General features: G+C 60.3%; 21 protein-coding genes and 1 other RNA gene. 12 read left to right on the top strand and 10 right to left on the bottom strand.

Going from position 1 to position 19494, the window contains the following annotated elements; translation table 11 throughout:
- Positions 1-88: 88 nt before the first annotated feature.
- The 3 genes from HGT1_RS03480 to HGT1_RS03470 are packed head-to-tail and all read left to right on the top strand — an operon-like array spanning position 89 to position 4787.
- On the top strand, positions 89-1381 hold the full coding sequence (locus HGT1_RS03480; RefSeq protein ID WP_176248645.1) for a TolC family protein: 1293 nt from the start codon (positions 89-91) through the stop codon (positions 1379-1381).
- A complete protein-coding gene (locus HGT1_RS03475; protein WP_176248583.1) occupies positions 1378-3600 on the top strand; it encodes an ATP-binding cassette domain-containing protein in 2223 nt (740 codons plus the stop codon). The genes HGT1_RS03480 and HGT1_RS03475 overlap by 4 nt, the downstream gene beginning before the upstream one ends.
- On the top strand, positions 3597-4787 hold the full coding sequence (locus HGT1_RS03470) for an HlyD family efflux transporter periplasmic adaptor subunit (RefSeq protein ID WP_176248582.1): 1191 nt from the start codon (positions 3597-3599) through the stop codon (positions 4785-4787). Before HGT1_RS03475 ends, HGT1_RS03470 begins: the two co-directional genes overlap by 4 nt.
- Before the next feature lie 108 nt (positions 4788-4895).
- On the opposite strand, the gene dtd is transcribed toward HGT1_RS03470, so the two are convergent.
- The 9 genes from dtd to HGT1_RS03425 form a co-directional block, all read right to left on the bottom strand.
- Positions 4896-5342 (bottom strand): D-aminoacyl-tRNA deacylase, encoded by a 447-nt coding sequence (gene dtd / locus HGT1_RS03465; RefSeq protein ID WP_176248581.1) that lies wholly within the window; start codon positions 5340-5342, stop codon positions 4896-4898.
- A gap of 1 nt (position 5343) precedes the next feature.
- Positions 5344-6018 (bottom strand): nitroreductase, encoded by a 675-nt coding sequence (locus HGT1_RS03460; RefSeq protein ID WP_176248580.1) that lies wholly within the window; start codon positions 6016-6018, stop codon positions 5344-5346.
- Positions 6015-7142: a TFIIB-type zinc finger domain-containing protein gene (locus HGT1_RS03455; protein WP_176248579.1), complete on the bottom strand. Its 1128-nt coding sequence runs from the start codon at positions 7140-7142 to the stop codon at positions 6015-6017. The genes HGT1_RS03460 and HGT1_RS03455 overlap by 4 nt, the downstream gene beginning before the upstream one ends.
- 223 nt (positions 7143-7365) lie before the next feature.
- The gene (locus tag HGT1_RS03450; protein ID WP_176248578.1) at positions 7366-8475 is read right to left on the bottom strand and encodes an SPFH domain-containing protein; all 1110 of its coding nucleotides are present in this window, start codon (positions 8473-8475) and stop codon (positions 7366-7368) included.
- A gap of 32 nt (positions 8476-8507) precedes the next feature.
- Entirely contained in the window at positions 8508-9389 is an 882-nt protein-coding gene (locus HGT1_RS03445; protein WP_176248644.1) for a DUF2927 domain-containing protein, read from the bottom strand.
- Positions 9390-9486: 97 nt separating this feature from the next.
- Complete coding sequence (locus HGT1_RS03440; RefSeq protein WP_176248577.1) at positions 9487-10653, bottom strand: toxic anion resistance protein; 1167 nt, start codon at positions 10651-10653, stop codon at positions 9487-9489.
- Between the two features lie 34 nt (positions 10654-10687).
- Positions 10688-11560, bottom strand: coding sequence for a 5-bromo-4-chloroindolyl phosphate hydrolysis family protein (locus HGT1_RS03435; protein WP_176248576.1), 873 nt, complete (start codon positions 11558-11560; stop codon positions 10688-10690).
- The gene (locus HGT1_RS03430; protein ID WP_176248575.1) at positions 11560-11790 is read right to left on the bottom strand and encodes a hypothetical protein; all 231 of its coding nucleotides are present in this window, start codon (positions 11788-11790) and stop codon (positions 11560-11562) included. Before HGT1_RS03430 ends, HGT1_RS03435 begins: the two co-directional genes overlap by 1 nt.
- 96 nt (positions 11791-11886) lie before the next feature.
- Entirely contained in the window at positions 11887-12897 is a 1011-nt protein-coding gene (locus HGT1_RS03425) for a pseudouridine synthase (RefSeq protein ID WP_176248574.1), read from the bottom strand.
- Positions 12898-12960: 63 nt separating this feature from the next.
- Between HGT1_RS03425 and HGT1_RS03420 the strand changes: the two genes are divergently transcribed.
- The 3 genes from HGT1_RS03420 to HGT1_RS03410 are packed head-to-tail and all read left to right on the top strand — an operon-like array spanning position 12961 to position 14453.
- Entirely contained in the window at positions 12961-13416 is a 456-nt protein-coding gene (locus HGT1_RS03420; protein ID WP_176248573.1) for a nucleoside deaminase, read from the top strand.
- Between the two features lie 3 nt (positions 13417-13419).
- Entirely contained in the window at positions 13420-14040 is a 621-nt protein-coding gene (locus tag HGT1_RS03415) for a DUF5671 domain-containing protein (RefSeq protein WP_176248572.1), read from the top strand.
- Entirely contained in the window at positions 14037-14453 is a 417-nt protein-coding gene (locus HGT1_RS03410; RefSeq protein ID WP_176248571.1) for a hypothetical protein, read from the top strand. The genes HGT1_RS03415 and HGT1_RS03410 overlap by 4 nt, the downstream gene beginning before the upstream one ends.
- Positions 14454-14472: 19 nt before the next feature.
- Here HGT1_RS03410 and HGT1_RS03405 read toward each other — a convergent pair whose 3' ends face one another.
- Complete coding sequence (locus HGT1_RS03405; protein WP_176248570.1) at positions 14473-15165, bottom strand: metal-dependent hydrolase; 693 nt, start codon at positions 15163-15165, stop codon at positions 14473-14475.
- Positions 15166-15348: 183 nt separating this feature from the next.
- Here HGT1_RS03405 and gatC point away from each other — a divergent pair, with 183 nt between their 5' ends.
- The 6 genes from gatC (at position 15349) to rpmG (ending at position 19423) form a co-directional block, all read left to right on the top strand.
- Positions 15349-15636 carry an Asp-tRNA(Asn)/Glu-tRNA(Gln) amidotransferase subunit GatC gene (gatC, locus tag HGT1_RS03400; RefSeq protein ID WP_176248569.1) on the top strand — a complete coding sequence of 96 codons (288 nt, stop codon included), beginning with the start codon at positions 15349-15351 and terminating at the stop codon, positions 15634-15636.
- A complete protein-coding gene (gene gatA, locus HGT1_RS03395) occupies positions 15636-17123 on the top strand; it encodes an Asp-tRNA(Asn)/Glu-tRNA(Gln) amidotransferase subunit GatA (protein ID WP_176248568.1) in 1488 nt (495 codons plus the stop codon). Before gatC ends, gatA begins: the two co-directional genes overlap by 1 nt.
- Before the next feature lie 38 nt (positions 17124-17161).
- Positions 17162-17905, top strand: a complete 744-nt coding sequence (locus HGT1_RS03390; RefSeq protein ID WP_176248567.1) for a hypothetical protein — start codon at positions 17162-17164, stop codon at positions 17903-17905.
- Between the two features lie 9 nt (positions 17906-17914).
- Positions 17915-18646: an N-acetylmuramoyl-L-alanine amidase gene (locus tag HGT1_RS03385; protein ID WP_255200083.1), complete on the top strand. Its 732-nt coding sequence runs from the start codon at positions 17915-17917 to the stop codon at positions 18644-18646.
- Positions 18647-18657: 11 nt separating this feature from the next.
- Positions 18658-19070, top strand: an RNA gene (rnpB, locus tag HGT1_RS03380) — RNase P RNA component class A.
- Positions 19071-19255: 185 nt separating this feature from the next.
- Positions 19256-19423, top strand: coding sequence for a 50S ribosomal protein L33 (rpmG, locus tag HGT1_RS03375; protein WP_005852281.1), 168 nt, complete (start codon positions 19256-19258; stop codon positions 19421-19423).
- The last annotated feature ends 71 nt before the right edge of the window (positions 19424-19494 follow it).

Here is a 19494-nt window from a genome sequence, read left to right as displayed (position 1 = left end):
GGGCAATGACCCTCCCGCGCCGACAAAACAAAAAAACCGGCACGTTAAGGGCAGGCGAATGGGGCAGAAACTGAATAGGGCAGGGGGCATGTGCGCAATGGCGCTGGCCCTGTCTGGCTGCATGTCAGACATCGGGGGCGGATTTGCCCCGGCCGATATGGTTGCGCGGTTCAAGACCCCCAATGCGTCGCAAAACATCAAACCGACCTATGCAGAAAAAGTGACCGCAGACAGCCAGATCATCCAAGGGCTGGCCCTGCGGTTTTCGGTTTTGCCAAAGGGCAGCGTATCGGACACGGTCGCCGCATCCGTATTGGCTGCCAACAGCCGCACGGCCGAAGCGGAATTGCGCGCAGCGACCTTGCGGTCCGAGGCGGCAAGCAAGAACTGGCTGCCCAAGATCGGTCCCCAGATCAGCCTGACATCGCTGGGCTCGCTCGCGGCCAATCTGGTTGTTGATCAGGTGTTGTTCGACAATGGCCGCCGCAAGGGCGAACGCGAATTTGCGGTCGCCGATGTCGAAGTGGCCGCTGTCTCACTGGCCCAAGATACCAACAAACGCGTGGCAACGGCGCTCAAGCTTTATACCGCCGCTGCCGAAGCACGCGAAAACGCGACGCTTGGCAAGGCGACGCTCAAGGATATGACCCATTTCGAATGGGTCATGCAGGAACGGGTCAAGGGCGGCGTGTCCGATATGTCCGACCTCACCATCCTGCGCCAGAAACTCTCGGAAATACGCGCCAGCTATGAGGCCGCGGTCGAGCGGGAAGCCACTTCGCTGTCGGAGCTGAACGCCATGTCGATCCAGCCGCTGACAGACCTGCGCGGCGTGCCTGAAATTCCCGTCGATGCCTTTGCGGGCGCGCCTTTGATCGTGGTGCGCGCCGAGGCCGAAAAAACCCGCTCCATTGCGGCCGCCAAGGTGGAACGCGCCGGAAAGCTGCCCGGTTTGTCCGCAGGCGGCACCATTGGCGAAGGCAGCAATCTGGGGCTGACCGTCAGTTCCGACCAATTGCTGGGCTTTGGCACCAAAGCATCGCTCGAGGCGACTGCATTGGCCGAGGAAACCTCGACCCGGAAGGTGCGTCAGGCGGTCGAGGATTCAAACCGCAACCTGCGCCGTCTGGAAAAGCAGATCAGCGCCAAAACCCGTCAGGCCGACGAAGCGGCGACCCTTGCAGCGCAGGCCAAGCGGAACCTGGATATCTTTCAAGAACAATATGATGCGGGCCAGCGTCAGGTGATGGATGTTGTCGGGGTCTATGAAACCTATGCCCGCCAGCAACAATCGCAGGTCGTGCTGAAATATGACGTGGTGCGCCTGCGCATCGAGATGGCCCAGATTCAGGGCGTGCTGGCCGACGGGAGCGCGATTTGACCCAGAAGCCGACCTTTACGCTGACAATCACCAACGGCAATCAGGGTCGCCTTAGGGCGGCAAACGCCCCGCTACCCAAGGCGGAAAACGTCAACCGTCTGGAAGACCGGCTGATGGCGCGCGCATCACTGGCCGCGACCTATGCGGGGCTGTTGGGGGTCGAAACCACCGCCCGCGATGTGTTCGAGACGATTGCCGCCAATACGGTCGAGGGCGCGCAGGCGGATCAGGAAGCCGACGCAATTGCCAAAGGCATGCAAAACGTTGGGTTGCTGACGCAGGTCAGCCGCGTTGGCGGGGTGTCAAAGGATCTTTGGCCCGCTTTGGCCTATATGACATCGGGGCAGGTGCTGCTGGTCATGGGGCAGTCGCGGGGCGATCTGATCTTGTATGACACGACCTGCACGGACAACCGCGCGATGGTGCCGATCACTGATTTCAAGCCCTTCTTTGCCGGTCTGGTTGTCCGCGCCGAAGCGTCTCTCAAGACTGTCGCCAAAACCCACAAAACCGACAGCATCAAGGAACATTGGTTCTGGGGGCAGTTTCCGCGTTTCCGCCGCCAGTTGATCGAAGTCGCAATGGGATCGTTTGTGGCCAACCTGCTGGCGGTGGCCGTGGCGCTGTTTTCCCTTCAGGTCTATGACCGCGTCATCCCCCACCAGTCCGAGGCGACGCTTTGGGTGTTGGCTGCGGGTGCCGGTCTGGCGCTGCTGATGGAATCTTTCCTCAAGATGGCGCGGGCGCGGTTGATGGACGGGGCAGGTCGCCAGATTGAGCTGTCGGTCCAGGATATCCTGATGCGCCGCCTGCTGGGGATGCGGTCGGACCACGGCGGTCAGGCCCCGAACCAGTTGTTTTCCGCAATGCGCGAATTCGGGTCGGTGCGTGAATTCTTTACCGCCTCGACCATCGGCACAATCGCCGACATTCCGTTTATCTTTGTGTTTCTGTTCCTTGTGGCCAGCATTGCGGGCAACGTGGTCTGGGTGCTGGTTCTGGGTGGTATCCTGATGCTGATCCCCGGTTTCTTTTTGCAAAAGAAGGCGATCCAGCTGACGCAGGAAACCCAAGGCGCATCGGCCAAATCCTCGCGGTTGCTGCACGAGGCGATCTTTGAGCTCGACACGGTCAAAACCCAACGCGCCGAAGACCGCATCATGCGCCTGTGGACCGAGCTGAACACATTGGCATCGGTCAAATCCTCCGAGCAACGCAAGCTGTCGTCTTTCCTGACGTTCTGGAGCCAGGGCATCCAGCAGGCCACCTATGTGGCGGCTGTGATCGTGGGCACCTATCTGGTGTTTGCCGGGCAGTTCACTGTCGGGTCCATCATCGCCGTCGGCATCCTGACGGGCCGCACCTTGGGGCCGCTGACCCAGCTTTCGGGCACGATGGCCCGCTGGGGCAATGTCAAAGGGGCGCTGGACGGGCTGGACGCCATTGTCGCTGCCCCCCAGGACGCCGCCGAAGACCGCACATACCTGCGCCGCGAAAAGCTCAAAGGCCAATATGAACTGCGCGACGTGATCTTTCGCTACGAAGATGACGGCGCGCCCACGCTCGAGATCAAAGCGATGATGATCCAGCCGGGCCAGCATGTGGCCGTGCTGGGGGCCAACGGGTCGGGCAAGTCGTCGCTGCTGAAATTGCTCAGCGGGCTTTATGCCCCGACCGAGGGCCGTGTTCTGATCGACGGCACCGAAATGACCCAGATCGAACCGCGCGACCTGCGCCGTCTGATCGGGTATCTGGGCCAGGACGTGCGGCTGTTTTCGGGCAGTCTGCGGGACAACCTGAACCTGACCATGCTGGAACGCGACGACGACCGCCTGTTGGCGGCGCTTGATTTTGCGGGGCTTGGTCCCTTCGTCAAGAACCATCACAAGGGGCTCGACCTTGAGATCAAGGATGCGGGCGCGGGCCTGTCCATCGGCCAGCGTCAGTCGATCGGCTGGGCGCGGTTGTGGTTGCAAGACCCTGCCATCTGCCTGCTGGATGAACCGACCGCAGCACTGGATCAAAAGCTTGAAGCGACACTGGTATCGCGCCTGCACACATGGATGGAAGGGCGGACGGCCATCATCGCCACGCACCGCGCCCCCATTCTGGCGCTGACCACCCGCACGCTGGTTTTGCAAGACGGTCGCATGACAGTGGATGGCCCGAAAGACAAAGTACTGGCGCATCTGGCCGGCAAAACAGGAACTCTCGCATGAGCAATGCCAGCACCACCACTCTGGGCGCGCAGATGAACGACACTATGCGGGGGCCATCCATGGTGATCTGGCTGTGTGGGGCCACGGTGTTGCTGTTCATTCTATGGGCCGCATTCGCTTGGGTGGACGAGATCGTGCGCGCCGAAGGGTCGATGATCTCAAGCTCGCGCCCGCAGATCATCCAGAACCTCGAAGGCGGCATTCTGGCTGAACTTGCCGTGGGCGAGGGCGATATCGTTGAAAAAGGCGATGTTCTGGCGCGGCTGCATGGCACCCAGTTCCAATCCTCGGTGGATGATCTGCAAGACCAGATCAGCGCTTTTGAGATCCGCCGTATGCGTCTTGAGGCGGAACTGGCCGGGCAGTTCGACTTTGACGTGCCGGACGAGTTTGCGCAGCGCACCCCCAGCATTGTTGCCTCAGAGCGGGCGTTGCTGAAAGCGCGGCAATCCGATTTCGTGTCCCGCTCTGACGGGGCCAAGCGCGTGTTGACCGAAGCCGCCAAAGAACGCGAGCTGTTGGAAAATATGCTGAAGAAAAAGATCGTGTCGCTGATCGAGGTCACCCGCGCGCGCAAGGTCCATGCCGATGCGCGGATCAAGCTGGACGAGATCACCACCGGCACCGAACTGGACCGCGCGCAGGAATATTCGGACGTGTTGAAAGAACTTGCCACGCTCAAGCAGAACCTGAAATCCAGCACCGACCAGTTGAACCGCACCATTCTGACCAGCCCCTTGCGCGGGATTGTCAATAACCTGAGCGTCACAACCATCGGCGGCGTCGTGCGCCCCGGCGAGGAAATCTTGCAGATCATCCCGCTGGACGAAGAACTGTTCGTAGAGGCCCGCGTGAAGCCCGAAAACATCGCCGGTGTACGTCCGGGCCAAGAGGCGACGGTCAAGCTGTCGGCCTATGATTACACGATCTATGGCACGCTCAAGGGCACGGTAAAGCTGATTTCGGCAGATACGTTCAAGGACGAGCGGTCGCGCAATCCTGATGGCGATCCGCATTACAAGGTCACCTTGCAGGTCGATACGCAGCACCTGACACCGCGTCAGGCGTCGCTGCAAATCCGGCCGGGCATGCAGGCAAGTGTTGAACTGCACACCGGATCGAAGACGGTTTTGCAGTATCTGTTGAAGCCGCTGTATAAATCCAAAGAGGCGTTTCGCGAGCCTTGAGGCCGCGCATGGGGGCTGGCTGCACCGTCATCCATCGGACTTGGCCAATGGTGCAACAATCAACTGTCCCACAAGGATATTTTTGAGCCAGAGAAGAGGGGACCGCAGTTACGGATTCTCTGTGTCGAGCCAGATCGTGACGGGGCCATCGTTGGTGAGCGCGACCGACATGTCTGCGCCGAATTCACCGGTTCGGGTGGGAATGCCGAGGGCGGTCATGCTGGTGATAAAGTCAAGATAGAGCGCTTTTGCGGCGTCCGGTTTCGCGGCATAGGAAAAGCCGGGGCGCGTGCCGCGCGATGTATCGGCGGCAAGGGTGAACTGGCTGACGATCAGGGCGCTGCCGCCGGTTTGCGCAAGGCTCAGGTTCATTTTGCCATCGTCGTCTTTGAACAGGCGCAATTTGGCGATTTTCGCGGCAAGGGCGGCACCCGTGGTTTGCGTGTCGCCCGGCATGGCGCAGACAAAGATCAGCAGGCCTGCGTCGATCTGGCCAATGATTTTGCCGTCTACGGTAACGGAGGCTTGGTCGGCCCGTTGGAGCAAAGCACGCATATCAGGATTTCCAGTCGATGATGTCGGCGGGGTCTGCCCGCTCGGTACGGAACTGGTTGATCGGCGCATCCGTATCGGCATAGCCGAAGGAGATGGCGCAAAGCACCAGCCGGTCATCCGCGATATCAAGCTGTTCGCGGACCAGCGGTGCATAGGCTGCAATGGCGGCTTGGGCGATGGTCGCCACGCCAAGCGCTGTCGCGGCCAGGGTAAAGGCGGTCACAAACCCGCCGCTGTCCATCGCACCGTAGGGGCCAAGCTCGGCCGGGGCGGTGATGATGGCCACGTGAGGCGCGTCAAACAGGGCGTAGTTGCGCAGCATTTGTGCGCTACGGCCTGCGCGGTCCGATTTGTCGATCCCCACCGCATCATAAAGCTGAAAGCCACAGCTGCGCCGACGGCTGCCGTAGACCCCTGAATATCCCTTGGGCCAGTCCAGATCGGGGGTGGGCGGCACCCCTTTGCTGGCGGCCTGCATCAGGGCCGTGCGAAACCGGTCTGTCGCATCGCCTTTGGTGATCGTGACCTGCCAGGGCTGCGCGTTGCACCAGCTTGGAACATGGCGGGCTGTGCCGATGATCCGGGTGATCACGTCATCGGGGACCGGATCGGCCAGAAAAGCGCGGCAGGAATAGCGCGCCTGCAAGATGTCGGTAAGCGTGTCGATCTGGGTCATTGTTGCTGCGCCATGAAATAGCCGATCACACCTGCGGCCAGAAGGCCAAGGATCACGGCAAAGGTTATCTTGATTGCGGAATAGGGGCGTTCGCCCTGCACATTACCGGTGCGGCCATTGACCACAAAGCGATACGTCTTGCCGCGGTATTTATACGCCGCAAGCCAGACCGGCAGCAGGATATGTTTGAAGGTGATATCGCTGATCTGGGTCTGGACGTTATGGATGCGCTGGCGGTCGCCGCCGATGTCGAACCGGACATCCCGTTCGATCATCGCATCCATGATTTGCCGCGCTTCGACAAAGCCGTCATCAAGGGTGATCGAATAGGCCTCGGCGCGGAAACCCGCCAGATATTCGGGTGCATAGGGTTCAAGGGCGGCCAGATCCCACGGTTCAAGCGCATCGGTAAATGTCTTGGGCAGGGATTTTGAGGCCAGCACCAGCACATCGTCAAAGAACCGTGCCACCCGACCGGAGGCGGGTCGCCAGCGGACCTTTGGCACCTGTCGCTGTTCGGGTTTGCCATCGCGCATCACGGTGACGGTTACGTAATATACCGTGCCGCGTTCGCCGGTATAGCTGGATTTCGTATCGGCGTCATAGGTCCAGTAGGGGACATAGATCCCCTCCATCCGGCGGCCCTTGCGGGCATATTCCTGCAACCCGTTCGGGGCGAACCAAAGGCGGCCCAGCCAGTTGGTCATGGCGTCTTTGGCCACGGTTTCGGTCAGCGCAAAGGGCAGAACGCCACGCGGCTTGATGTGACGGTTCAGCCCGGTATCAATCACCACAGGGGTGGCGCAGAACGGGCATTCGGTGGCGTGTTTGTCTTCGTCGAATTCGACTTGGGCCGCGCAGTTGGGGCAGGTCGTGACGCGGGTTTCTTCCATCTCGGTCTGGGGCAACTGGCTGGCGATGGCGGCGCGGAAATCAAGTTCGGCGATCGGTTGATGGGTCCGCCGCCCCGAGATGGCTTCGGTGTTGCCGCAGTGATCACAGACCAGCAGATATTTGGCAGGATCGAACCGCAGATCGGACCCGCAGGTGTCACATGGAAAGCGGTGTTCCTCCACCGGGGCTGGCGGAGGGGGAGGTGGGGCAAAGGAGGGATTGTCAGGCATCACGGCGTCCTTTGGGCGTGCTGGGCCTAGACATAGCCTGACACGGGCTGCCTCACCAGACCCGAGTTATAAAAACCGGCGCGGCGGGCTTGCGGGGGATCGGCAGCGGTCGGCGCATCGGTTGGAAAAAAGAAAATCCCCCGGCGCGGAGGGCGGGGGATCATCCTGTTGCTTTGCAGCGCGTGGCCAATTCGGGCGGTTTGGCCACGCGCCGCAACATGGGTTAACCGGCGGGGGGCGGTGGCGGCGGCATGACGGTAAAGAGTTGCGCCAGTTCATCCACATCATTGGCTTTTTTCCAGCCGTCCTGACCAGGGGTCCAGACCAGTGTTTCGCGGGTCAATGCACCGTCATGGGTCATCCGGCCAAGGGTCGCCTTGGAGAACGGGCCTGTGGTCTGGCCGTTTTCGGCCAGATGCCAGACCTTTTCGGCAGCAGGCGGTGGCGGTGGTGTTTGCACGGCGGCAGGGCGTGGGCCCCACGGGCCTGCCTGAGCCGCAGCGGCCTGACCGATCTGCATGCCCAATCCGGCACCCAGACCCGCCTGCATCGCGGCACCCGCGCCACCATCACGGCCCAGGGCCTCGGCGGCCTGAAACCGGGTGTACTGGTTCAGATCACCGATCAACCCCATCGAAGACCGCTTGTCCAACACCTGTTCCACGGCTGGGGGCAACGAGATGTTTTCGACGTAAAGTTCAGGGATCGTCAAACCGTATTCCCCAATCGTTGCCGAGATTTCAGCGCTGACCAGCTTGCCCAGCTCGCGGGTATTGGCGGCCATATCAAGGATCGGGATATTCGACATGGCGATGCTGCGCGAAAATTCCTGAACGATGATGTTGCGGATCTGATAGCTGATTTCATCCATGGTGAATTCGCCGTCGGTGCCGACGATTTCGGTCAGGAAATGCGCAGGGTCGGACACTTTGACAGAATAGGTGCCAAAGGCGCGCAAACGCACGGGGCCAAATTCGGGGTCACGCACGATGATCGGGTTCTTGGTGCCCCATTTCAGATCGTTGAACCGCGTGGTGTTGACGAAATAAATCTCGGATTTGAAGGGGCTTTTGAAACCGTGATCCCAATGCTGCAACGATGTCATGATCGGCATGTTGTTGGTCTCGAGCATATACAGACCGGGGGTGAACACATCGGCCAGCTGGCCTTCGTGGACAAGCACCGCCGCCTGACCTTCGCGCACGGTCAGCTTGGCCCCGTATTTGATTTCGTGGCCTTCACGCTCGAACCGCCAGACCATTGTGTCGCGGGTGTCGTCGGTCCAGTGAATGACGTCGATAAATTGGCCAGAGAGGAAATCGAGAATGCCCATAGGTGTGGTCCTTTCGGGAAGGTGGTAGCAATCTAAAGGGGGCCGCCCGTGAGTTCTCGGGCGATTGTGCGGACGATCGGGGTTGCCTCTTCGGCGCTTATGCCCGCTTCGAGACGTGGGTCGTACAGAATTCGTAGCAGATTTTCATCATGACGTGTCAGCAATGCAAACTCATCGTCATCGTTAAAGATCGACGGGCGCGCGGTGGGGCTGTCATTGGCCAGCCCCAACCCCTGGGCCAGTTCTTCGTGGATGCACGACAGCCGCATCAGCGACGGGTTTTCCGCACGGATCACCGCCACAGCGGCGGTATAGGTGCTGGGGTCGGTGCCCCCCGCATAGGCGGCAACGATGCAATAGGTATCGCGGCGCAGGTTCTGCAACGCGGTCAGACTGGCGGGGGTCACACCGGGGATGCGCCGTGCCGCTTCGGCCAGGGCGGCTTCACGGTCATCTTCGCCCGCGATAATCACCATGAAATTGGGGGCACCCCCCACGGATATCGGATGACCCGTGATGCCCGCCAACCGCCCGGCATAGGCGTTGACCGCCCCCATGTCGGTCTCGCGGGTTGAGGGGGGGACGCCATCGCCAAAAACCACGGCCATGCGCACCGGTTTTTCCCAGCGGCGCATCAACGTCTTTTCACCCCGCCCCGAAAATGTGGCGTTATATTCGTTGTAAAACGCGATCTGTTCAAAGTTCCGCACCAGCATGTCGGCGGTATAGGGCGTATCGGGGCCACCCCCATCGCGGCGCAACAACCCCTGGCTAAGCTGCGCTTGCTGGACCTGATTGAAATAGCTGCGCAGCTTGGCGCTTTCCTGCGAGGTCGGCTGCGCCACGACGGGCGCGGGCAGGGCCGCCTGAACGGTGGGGCGCGCAATGGGTTTGCGGACCGGTTCAACAGGCATTTGCCAGGCACAGGCCGTCAGCAGCAAACCTGCCGCCCCTGTCCCTAACCAACGTTTGAATTGACCGATCCGCACCACCGTTAACCGCGCCTCACCCTTATGCGGCGGGTTTCGAAGCCGATGCTGCTGCGAGCGTATCGCGCAGTTTGGCTTCCATTTCCTCAAGATCATGTTCGGCGGCAGCGCGTCTGGCTTTGCCTTCATCCGCGATCTGGAGCGATTCCTCGATCGTGCCGATCAGATCCGCATTGGCCTGTTTGACCGCTTCGATGTCAAAGACGCCCCGCTCCATCTCGGTGCGGATGATCTTGTTGCTTTCGCGCAGGTTTTTCGCGTTCGAGGTCAGCAGCTCGTTGGTCAGGTCATTGGCTTCGCGCACGGCGACGGCCGCCTCGCGGGACCGCTGGATTGTCACGGCCTGCGCCAGCTGCGTTTCCCAAAGCGGCACAGTGTTGACGAGGGTCGAATTGATCTTGGTGACCAGGGATTTGTCGTTTTCCTGAACCAGACGGATGGAGGGCAAGGATTGCATCGTCACCTGACGGGTCAGTTTCAGGTCATGCACGCGGCGTTCCAGATCATCGCGCGCGGCACGCATGTCGCGCAGTTCCTGGGCCTGGATGACCTGATCGTTTTCAGGCGCGGCTTTAACGGCGGCTTGCTTGGCAGGGATGTCGGTGGCATCAAGCTCGGCCAGCTTGGCCTCTCCTGCTGCGATATAAAGCGCCAGTTCATCATAGAACTGCAACGTCTTTTCATAGAGCATATCCAGCGATTTGATGTCTTTGAGCAAGGTGTGTTCATGGCTGAGCAATTCGTCGGTGACGCGGTCGATCTGGCCTTGGACCTTTTCAAACCTTGCGGTGAATTTGGCAAAGGGGGCGGCACGGCCCAGCAGGCGTTCCCACCAGCTGCGGTCGCGGCGGACGTCCAGTTCGGATACCGAAAAGCCACGGATGGTGGTGACGATGTTGCGCAGGCTGTCACCGGCGGGGCCGACATCCTTGTTGCGCACGTCTTGCAACATGGCCTGACTGATTTCTTGCAATTCGGCCTGTGCGGCGGACCCGAACGAAATGATCGACTGGGTTGCAGCCATATCGATTTCGGCCATGCGGCTCTTGATCTCCTGGCTCAGCGGGCCGTCGGCTTTTTCAAGCGGCACGATGGCATTGGCCGGTGCGGGATCGGCCAGCACAATAGCGTTAACTTCTTCGACCAGTGCAACAGTCTGGGTGGCTTTTTCGCGAACGATGTCGGACATTGTGGTTCTCTTTCTAATCGTTGGTGGACGCGCTTTATTTCAGGCGCACGCCTTCTCGGGACAGCCGCTCGCGCAGCACTTCAATCTCAATGTTCAGGTCGGTCTTGTCTTCCAATAGCGATTTTTGCGTTCTTGCGGCAAAGTTTTTGTCCAGATCATCCAGCAACGCAAGATAGTCGGCACGGGCCTGCGCGTCGCGTGTGTTGGCATAGATATCCGCGAATTTGATTGTCGCGTCGCGGGCCCCCAACAGATAAACCGACAGATACTTGCGCGCACCGGTCAGGTCGCGGGGGTCTTCCTCGACGGTGCGGATCAGGGTGCGGGCGGTGGTCTGGAAATCGGCCAGCCGCTCTGACGCCTGACGGTCTCCGGCGCGAGCAATTGCAGCGGTCATGGCGCTCAGGTGTTTTTCCGCCTCTTCGACCACACGGGCCACGCGGTCCTTTTGAAAGCTGTCGACCCCTTCCATGCCCTTGGAGGAAAGCGGATCAATGCCAAATGCAGATACATGCAGGCCAAGGGCGGCCAGCCCATAGATCACGGCGGCGGCAAGGCTTGGGTCATTCTTGTAGGCGGCCAGTGCAACGCCAATTCCGGTCAGCGCACTTGCAATCATCTTGCGGGGCAGGGCGGGGCGTTCGGCGACCTTGCGGGCCACATAGGCGGCTTGCGCCTTGAGCCCCTCGCGCAGCATCAGCGCCGCAGCGGTCAGAAAACCGGCCGCGACCAAGCCCAATGCCAGCCCCTGCGCACCGTCATTCAAGGACGTAAAGACCAACACGACAGCAGGGATAAACAGCACATTCGCGCGGCCCCCCACGGGGTCGACTTCGACACGTTTTGCAAGGGGTTTGGGGGCGGTGTCACCATTCTGGCTGTATTTGCCACCGTAACGCTGGACCATCAGAGCCCCCCCAGCCAGCCGGTCGCGACGCCGAACAACAGCACAATCAACGCAGCATAAGTGATCTTTTGAAACGGTGTTGGTACCATCAGGCCCTCTTTGGTTTGTCCGTGTTGGGGTCTCAACATGTTTTGTCCCGCGTCCAACGTCCGGGTCACAATTGTCAACAATACGTAAACAATCGCAAGAACCAGCGCCAATAAAATGGCAAATAGAAGCAATCGAGCCATCTAAATTCCCCTCTGAGCCGTATATAGGCGTTCTTTGGGCGGCTCGCTAGGGATTCCGGGGCAATGGCAGGGGCAGGCTGCCCTACGTCAACGCGGTTACGAGTTTCGCGTGCTTTTGACCCGCGTGCCGAATTTGCGCGGGGCAGGGCCATCTGACGCGGGGCGCGCAGGCTTGGACTTGCCGTAACCGGGCTTGGGCTTGCCGGGGATGGTTTTGCCGGTCGCGGTCTTTTCGCCCGGTTCTTTGGGCAGACCGGGGCGGCCGGGGCCGGGCATGCCGGGCTTGCGCGGCTTGCGCTTGACGATGTGGCTCGGCTTTTTCTTGATCGCGGTGCCGGTGTTGTCCTCGATCTCAAGGCCCAACTGGTCGCGCACGACCTTGCGCTTCAGCTCTTCGACTTCGCCGGGTTTCAACTCACCCAGCTGGAACGGGCCATAGCTGGTGCGGATCAGACGGTTGACCGACAGATGCACAGCCTCCATCGCGCGGCGGATTTCGCGGTTCTTGCCTTCGCGCAGGCCCACCGTCAGCCAGGCGTTCGCGCCTTGCTGACGGTCCAGCGTCACGGTCATGGGCTGGAACTGTTCGCCATCCACGGTGATGCCCTGGCGCAGGGGCTCAAGCGCTTCGTCGGACGGGCGACCGTTCACGCGAACACGGTAGCGGCGCAACCAGCCGTTCGAGGGCAGTTCAAGCTTGCGCTTTACCTCGCCGTCATTGGTCAGCAGCAGCAACCCTTCGGAGTTCAAATCAAGCCGTCCCACGCTCATCACGCGCGGCATGTCTTCGGGCAGATCGTCAAAAATCGTGCCGCGCCCTTTTTCATCGCGGTTGGTCGTCACAAGGCCGGTCGGCTTGTGATACAGCCACATGCGCGGCGGTTCTGGGTCGCCCACAGGTTTGCCATCGACGCTGATCTGGTCGGACGCCGTCACGTTCAACGCGGGCGAATCGATCTGGACGCCGTTGACGCGGACGCGCCCGGCTTCGATCATGCGTTCGGCTTCCCGGCGGCTGGCAAGGCCAGCGCGGGCCAGAACTTTGGCGATACGGTCACCGGCGGGTGTGCCGGCTTGAGGGGGCTGTGTGGGTTTATCTTGGCTCATAATTCAGCGCTTACCTTGTTTCGCGCCCTTGCGAAAGACCTGCATTTGCGGCCAAGTGAGCGGATGGCCTTTACTTCATATATGTCAGCCGCATTGGACGAAGCCCGCGCCGCCGCCTTGCGTGGCGAAGTGCCTGTGGGCGCTGTGGTCGTTGGACCGCAAGGCCAGATCGTGGCGGCAGCGGGCAACAGAACCCGCGAATTGAATGACCCCACCGCCCATGCCGAAATGCTGGCGATCCGGGCGGCCTGCGAGGCCACCGGATCGGAACGGTTGGGCGATCACACGCTTTATGTCACGCTGGAACCCTGCGCGATGTGTGCCGGTGCGATATCGGCAGCACGGATTGCGCGGCTGTATTACGGGGCCAGTGATCCCAAATCAGGGGGCGTGGCACAGGGCGCACGGGTGTTCAGCCACGCGCAATGCCACCATGTGCCCGAAGTATACGACGGGATCGCCGCCCAAGAGGCCGAAACCGTGCTAAAGGTATTTTTCACTGCAAAAAGAAAAGGATAGACGATGGCAAATCGAGACGAGTTAAGCCTTTTCGTGCGCGATGCGCTGGTCGCGGGCAAAAGCCGGCCCGATATTACCGGCGCGTTGATCGAGGCCGGCTGGAGCGAGAGCGAAATCAGGGAGGCCTTGGGGGCCTGGGCTGAAACGCCATTCACCCCGCCCGTGCCACGGCCTGTGCAAACGGTGTCTGCGCGCGACTTCTTTATCTATGCGCTGACATTCGGGGTGCTGTTGATCGGTGCCATCAATCTGGTGATCGTGCTGCAAGTGCTTGTCGATATGCTGTTCGAGGATGACAGCTATGTCGCCATTGAACGGATCAGGTTTGGCGTCTCCGTGCTGATCGTCACGGCCCCGCTGTATTTGTGGCTGACCTTGCGCGAGCGGCGGAAACTGGCCCATGATCCGGCTCTTTACCGGTCTGCCATTCGAAAATGGCTGACCTATATTGCGCTGCTGCTGGCCGCGGCCACGTTGCTGGGGGATCTGATCGCGACGATCTATGCCCTGCTGACGGGGGATTTTACCCTGCAATTCATGGCCAAGGCCGTGATTGTCAGCCTTGTCGCGGGCGGGATATTCCTGTTTTACGCTAATGCGATGCGGCAGGGGGAGCCTGAATGAACCGACTGTTGTTCATCGGGTTTTGTCTGGTGGTCGCCTTTGCGATCGGGGTCGGGCTTTGGGTGGTTGGCGGGCCGGAATATGCCCGCATGGTCGACCAGGATCGCCAGCGCGTGTTCGATCTGGATGTGCTGGCAGATCAAATCGCCTGCGTGGGCCAGCCCAAACGCGTCTTGCCGGACAATCTGGAAGAACTGGAACCCTGCTTTGGACGGCCGGACGCGAACCGGAATGATCCGGTCACGAACATGCCTTTTCGCTATACCGTTCTGGGGCCTGACGCATTCGAGCTTTGCGCCGAGCTTGCCATTGATCCCAAAGCCGCGCGCAGGACGTTGCCGTATAAAAACGACCTGATCCTGCGCAGCGGCAATACGGTTTGTCTGGTGCGCCGCAAAGCTGTTGCGGATTAGTCTTGGTGCGGATTGACGGTCAGAGTGTGATGGGCTGCATCACTTGCGGTTCGATCACATCCACGCCGGTAAGGCCTGCGATCAGGGTCTCGGCCGATTGTTCCAGCGCGCCGAAGGTCCGGTAATGGCAGGGGATTACGGTCTTGAAATCAAAGTATTTCTTGGCCGCATAGGCTGCCTGCGCCATGTCCATCGTGTAAAAACCGCCCGCGCTTAGGATGCCGATATCGGGTTTGTGATAGTCGCCCATCCATTCCATGTCGGCCATGATCCCCGTGTCGCCCGAGACATAGATCGTGTGGCCTTCGCCCGAGATCATGAACCCGGTTTCGGCACCCGTGTAGACCGGGCCGTTGTCACCCTGAACCGAAGATGAATGGGACGCAGGCACCATCGTCACGGACACTTTGCCACATTTGATCGTGCCGCCCTTGTTGAAACCGGTCGTGTTCTCGACGCCATGCGCGCCGAAATAGCCCATCAACTCGACCATCCCCGCAACCGGCGCACCGGTTTTTTCGGCAACCATCTTGAGGTCTTGAGTGTGGTCGAAATGGCCATGCGTCACCAGAATTTGCGTCACACCCGCCAGCGCGCCCGCGTGGTGCTCATCGCCCAGCATCGGGTTTCCGGTCAGCCAGGGATCAATCAAAATCACCTGATCTTCGAGTTCGATGCGAAAGCTGCCGTGGCCTAGCCAAATGATATTCATGTGTCATTCCTTTGTTTCATTACCGAGAGTTTAGCGTGTGTTGCCGCTTTGGGGAGCCTCCGGCGGGAGTTTATTTGGCAAAATGAAGCTGAGAGGGCCGGATTGGGCCAATGACGGCCTGCCCCGGACTTGCAGGGGGCAGCGGGGGGCGGTAAACGGCAGATAAAGAGATTAGGAGCGCCCATGTCCATTGACGAGACCACCGCCGCACGGGTGGCCAAGCTGGCCCGTATCAAGGTTGAACCAGACGCATTGCCTGCGCTGGCACAGGAATTCAACAACATCCTTGGCTTTATCGAGCAGCTGAACGAGGTGAATGTTGATGGCGTCGAGCCGATGACCTCGGTCACGCCTCAGGTTTTGAAGCGGCGCGATGATGTGGTGCGTGACGGCGATCAGCAGGCCAAGATTCTGGCCAATGCGCCCGACGCGCGCGAAGGATTTTTTGCGGTTCCGAAGGTGGTTGAATAATGGCTGATTTGAACAAACTGGGTCTTGCCGAAGCTCGCGATGCGTTGCGCAAGGGGGATGTATCGTCGGTCGAGCTGACCAACGCCTGTTTGACGGCAATTGAGGGGGCAGGCGCGTTGAACGCCTTTGTCCACCACACGGCCGAACTGGCTGGCGATCAGGCAAAGGCTGCCGATGCGCGGATCAAGGCGGGCGATGCGCCTGCCATGTGCGGCCTGCCGATCGGCATCAAGGATCTGTTCTGCACCAAGGGTGTGCCGTCGCAAGCCGGTTCGCGGATTTTGCAAGGGTTCCTGCCAGAGTATGAAAGCACCGTTTCGCAGAACCTGTTTGACGCGGGCGCTGTGATGCTGGGCAAGCTGAACATGGACGAATTCGCCATGGGGTCGTCGAACGAGACATCCGTCTATGGCAATGCGGTCAACCCCTGGCGGCGTGCGGGCGATGATGCGCAGCTGACACCGGGCGGATCGTCGGGCGGGTCTGCCGCGGCGGTTGCAGCGGATCTATGTCTGGCGGCAACGGGCACAGATACGGGCGGGTCCATCCGCCAGCCTGCGGCCTTTACCGGTACAGTCGGGATCAAGCCGACCTACGGCCGGTGTTCACGCTGGGGCGTCGTGGCCTTTGCGTCCTCGCTGGATCAGGCGGGCCCGATGACCAAAACCGTGCGCGATGCGGCGATCATGCTGGGTGCGATGGCAGGGTATGACGCCAAGGACAGCACATCAGCCGACCTGGCCGTGCCTGATTTCGAAGCGGCGCTGACCGGCGACATTCGTGGTAAAAAGATCGGCATCCCACGCGAATACCGCATGGATGGCATGCCCGAAGAGATTGAAAAGCTCTGGCAGGACGGCATTGCGATGATGCGCGATGCCGGGGCCGAGATTGTCGATATTTCGCTGCCGCACACCAAATACGCGCTTCCCGCCTATTACGTGATTGCTCCGGCCGAGGCATCCTCCAACCTCGCGCGCTATGATGGTGTACGCTATGGTCACCGCGCCAAGCTGGACCACGGCGACGGCATCACCGAGATGTACGAAAAAACCCGAGCCGAAGGGTTCGGCCCCGAAGTGCAGCGCCGCGTGATGATCGGCACCTATGTGCTAAGTGCCGGGTTCTACGACGCTTATTACAACCGTGCCCGCAAGGTACGCACGCTGATCAAGAAAGATTTTGAGGATGCCTTTGCGGCAGGTATCGACAGTATCCTGACGCCAGCGACCCCGTCGGCCGCCTTTGGTCTGGGTGAAATGACGGATGCGGATCCGGTGGCGATGTATCTGAACGACGTCTTTACCGTCACGGTCAACCTTGCCGGTCTGCCAGGTATTGCGCTGCCGACAGGCACCAGTTCGCAAGGTCTGCCCTTGGGGCTGCAACTGATCGGACGCCCCTGGGAAGAGGCCGATCTGCTATCAACCGCCTATGCGCTTGAGAAAGCGGCCGGCTTTGTAGCCAAGCCTGCGAAATGGTGGTAAAACAGCGCCAATTAAGCAGTCAATAAAAAGCAGAGCCAATGATTAAACCTATTTCGCTTGTCGCAGCCTTGGGCATGGCCTTATCGGCGTGCCAACCCGCAATACCCGATAGCGGTCGCGGGGCTGGGTTTGATTCATTCCAAGCGCAGCAATTCAAACGTGACGCGGCCTTGGCCACAGGCGTTCAGACGGCATTGCCTGCACCGTCGGCGGTCAACGCGACACCGTTGAATGCTGTCGATGACGGCTCTGCCGCCTCCACGGCTGCCGAAACGGCGCGCGTGCTTGATGCGACGCGCCCGGGCGGCTTGGGCAACGATGCTGCGACCAACTCTGGCGTTGAACCCATTAATGCCAGCCCCGCGAATGCAGCACCGCCGGTTCTGAATGCCGAAGGGATTTCGCAGGAAAACAACTTTGACGCTGTCTCGGGCGAGCGCAGCATCGAAGGCGATGCGGCAATGATCGCGGCCAACCGGGCGCAATACCGCGTTGTCCAGCCCGAAGCATTGCCAGACCGTACCGAAGCAGGCCCCAATATCGTGGCCTACGCATTGCAGAACAAACATAGCGTGGGAACGTCGGTCTACACCCGCCGCGGATTTAACAAAGAACGTAAATTCGCCCGCGCCTGTGCAGAATACAGCCACCCGGATCAGGCGCAGATTGCGTTCCTGAGCGCAGGTGGCCCGGAACGTGACCGCGCCGGAATGGACCCGGATGGCGACGGCTATGCCTGCAACTGGGATCCGTCGCCTTATCGGCGCGCCATTCAAGGGTAAACCCTTGGCGTGACGGAAATCATCAAACATCTCTCGCCAAATCAAGGGCCGCGCCGGGACGGGCTGCGGCCCTCGCTCGTTGTGATCCACTATACCGCCATGCAATCCACCGCAGATGCGCTGGAACGGCTCTGTGACCCCGCAGCCGAGGTGTCAGCGCACTATCTGATCTCGGGGCAGGGCGACATCATCCAGATGGTCGAAGAAGACCAACGCGCTTGGCACGCAGGGCAGGGCGAATGGGCAGGGCAGGACGACATCAACTCCCGCTCGATCGGGATAGAGCTGGACAACAAGGGCACCCATCCGTTCTCCGAGCCGCAGATACGCGCCCTTGAATGCCTGCTGCGCGGCATAATGGACCGCTGGGGCATACCACCAGAAGGGATCATCGGCCATTCTGACATGGCACCGGGGCGCAAGTCGGATCCCGGCCGCCATTTCGATTGGGCGCGCCTTGCACGGCAAGGTCTGGCAGAGCGGGCAAACGCTTCGGCATTGACCGCAACCCCAACCGAAGAGGCCTTTAAAGCGCAGGCGAAAAACGCAGGCTTCACAGCCGACGTGCCGATCGCAACGCTCCTGTCTGCAACGCGTCTGCGTTTCTCACCCTGGCTTTCCGGCCCGCTTTGCGCAGAAGACATGTGTTTTCCCGCGCCTCTGCTTCCAAATGGAAATAAATCCCCGCCGGAGGCATCCCCGGATCAAAACAGATTGACCCCGCAGGGCTCAAGGCGCTAGGCGTGCAGCGCGCGGAGGGCTGGATGGCCGCGGTCCTGGCAACAGGGTCGAGGAAAGTCCGGACTCCAAGAAAAAACGGTGCCGGGTAACGCCCGGGCGGGGCAACCCGACGGATAGCGCCACAGAAAACAAACCGCCAACCCCGGCGGGTCGGGCAACCGATACCACCGGGGCGGTAAGGGTGAAACGGTGCGGTAAGAGCGCACCGCGGGGATGGTAACATCGCTGGCACGGCAAGCCCCACCGGGAGCAATGCCAAATAGGGACCGCGTGCTGCGTCTGGCAACAGGCACAGCGGGGCTTTTTCTGCCCCAGCAGGTCCGGGTTGGCAGCTATAGCCCTGCAGGTAACTGCAGGGTCAGAGGAATGGTCATCCCCTGTCTTCGGGCAGGGACAAAATCCGGCTTATAGGCCCTCCGCGCATCTTTTCAGACCCCGATCGGAATTTTTTGAAAATTCCGCTACGGAAAATTCGAATTTTCCGGCTCCTTTCCGCATTGGTGGGGAAATAGCGGTTGACTCGGGGGCTGGCGTGACTAGAACCCAAATCTCAGGATTTCACGAGGCTTGGCCGAAAAGCGGCCTTCTCGTACTTGCAGGAGAACGACTATGGCGAAGCCAACCACGATCAAGATCCGTCTGAACTCGTCCGCGGGCACAGGCCATTTCTACGTAACAAAGAAAAACGCGCGTACCATGACCGAAAAGATGGTCATCAAAAAGTACGACCCCGTTATTCGGAAGCACGTCGAATACAAAGAAGGCAAGATCAAGTAAGATCTGCCCTTCTAACGGATTGCAGGACCGCACCCTTGTGTGCGGTCTTTTGCGTTTATTACCAGTGAACC

This window comes from Sulfitobacter sp. HGT1 (assembly GCF_013282155.1).
Lineage (GTDB): Bacteria > Pseudomonadota > Alphaproteobacteria > Rhodobacterales > Rhodobacteraceae > Sulfitobacter.
The sequence above is the reverse complement of the archived record's forward strand: the minus strand, read 5'-3'. Positions and strand labels throughout refer to the sequence as shown.

Bases quoted from the DNA above. Each gene is read 5' to 3' on its own strand.
- HGT1_RS03480 (WP_176248645.1), top strand. From the start codon at position 89: ATGTGCGCAATGGCGCTGGCCCTGTCTGGCTGCATGTCAGACATCGGG.
- HGT1_RS03470 (WP_176248582.1), top strand. From the start codon at position 3,597: ATGAGCAATGCCAGCACCACCACTCTGGGCGCGCAGATGAACGACACT.
- dtd (WP_176248581.1), bottom strand. From the start codon at position 5,342: ATGCGTGCTTTGCTCCAACGGGCCGACCAAGCCTCCGTTACCGTAGAC.
- HGT1_RS03460 (WP_176248580.1), bottom strand. From the start codon at position 6,018: ATGACCCAGATCGACACGCTTACCGACATCTTGCAGGCGCGCTATTCC.
- HGT1_RS03455 (WP_176248579.1), bottom strand. From the start codon at position 7,142: ATGCCTGACAATCCCTCCTTTGCCCCACCTCCCCCTCCGCCAGCCCCG.
- HGT1_RS03450 (WP_176248578.1), bottom strand. From the start codon at position 8,475: ATGGGCATTCTCGATTTCCTCTCTGGCCAATTTATCGACGTCATTCAC.
- HGT1_RS03445 (WP_176248644.1), bottom strand. From the start codon at position 9,389: ATGCCTGTTGAACCGGTCCGCAAACCCATTGCGCGCCCCACCGTTCAG.
- HGT1_RS03440 (WP_176248577.1), bottom strand. From the start codon at position 10,653: ATGTCCGACATCGTTCGCGAAAAAGCCACCCAGACTGTTGCACTGGTC.
- HGT1_RS03435 (WP_176248576.1), bottom strand. From the start codon at position 11,560: ATGGTCCAGCGTTACGGTGGCAAATACAGCCAGAATGGTGACACCGCC.
- HGT1_RS03430 (WP_176248575.1), bottom strand. From the start codon at position 11,790: ATGGCTCGATTGCTTCTATTTGCCATTTTATTGGCGCTGGTTCTTGCG.
- HGT1_RS03425 (WP_176248574.1), bottom strand. From the start codon at position 12,897: ATGAGCCAAGATAAACCCACACAGCCCCCTCAAGCCGGCACACCCGCC.
- HGT1_RS03420 (WP_176248573.1), top strand. From the start codon at position 12,961: ATGGCCTTTACTTCATATATGTCAGCCGCATTGGACGAAGCCCGCGCC.
- HGT1_RS03415 (WP_176248572.1), top strand. From the start codon at position 13,420: ATGGCAAATCGAGACGAGTTAAGCCTTTTCGTGCGCGATGCGCTGGTC.
- HGT1_RS03410 (WP_176248571.1), top strand. From the start codon at position 14,037: ATGAACCGACTGTTGTTCATCGGGTTTTGTCTGGTGGTCGCCTTTGCG.
- HGT1_RS03405 (WP_176248570.1), bottom strand. From the start codon at position 15,165: ATGAATATCATTTGGCTAGGCCACGGCAGCTTTCGCATCGAACTCGAA.
- gatC (WP_176248569.1), top strand. From the start codon at position 15,349: ATGTCCATTGACGAGACCACCGCCGCACGGGTGGCCAAGCTGGCCCGT.
- gatA (WP_176248568.1), top strand. From the start codon at position 15,636: ATGGCTGATTTGAACAAACTGGGTCTTGCCGAAGCTCGCGATGCGTTG.
- HGT1_RS03390 (WP_176248567.1), top strand. From the start codon at position 17,162: ATGATTAAACCTATTTCGCTTGTCGCAGCCTTGGGCATGGCCTTATCG.
- rpmG (WP_005852281.1), top strand. From the start codon at position 19,256: ATGGCGAAGCCAACCACGATCAAGATCCGTCTGAACTCGTCCGCGGGC.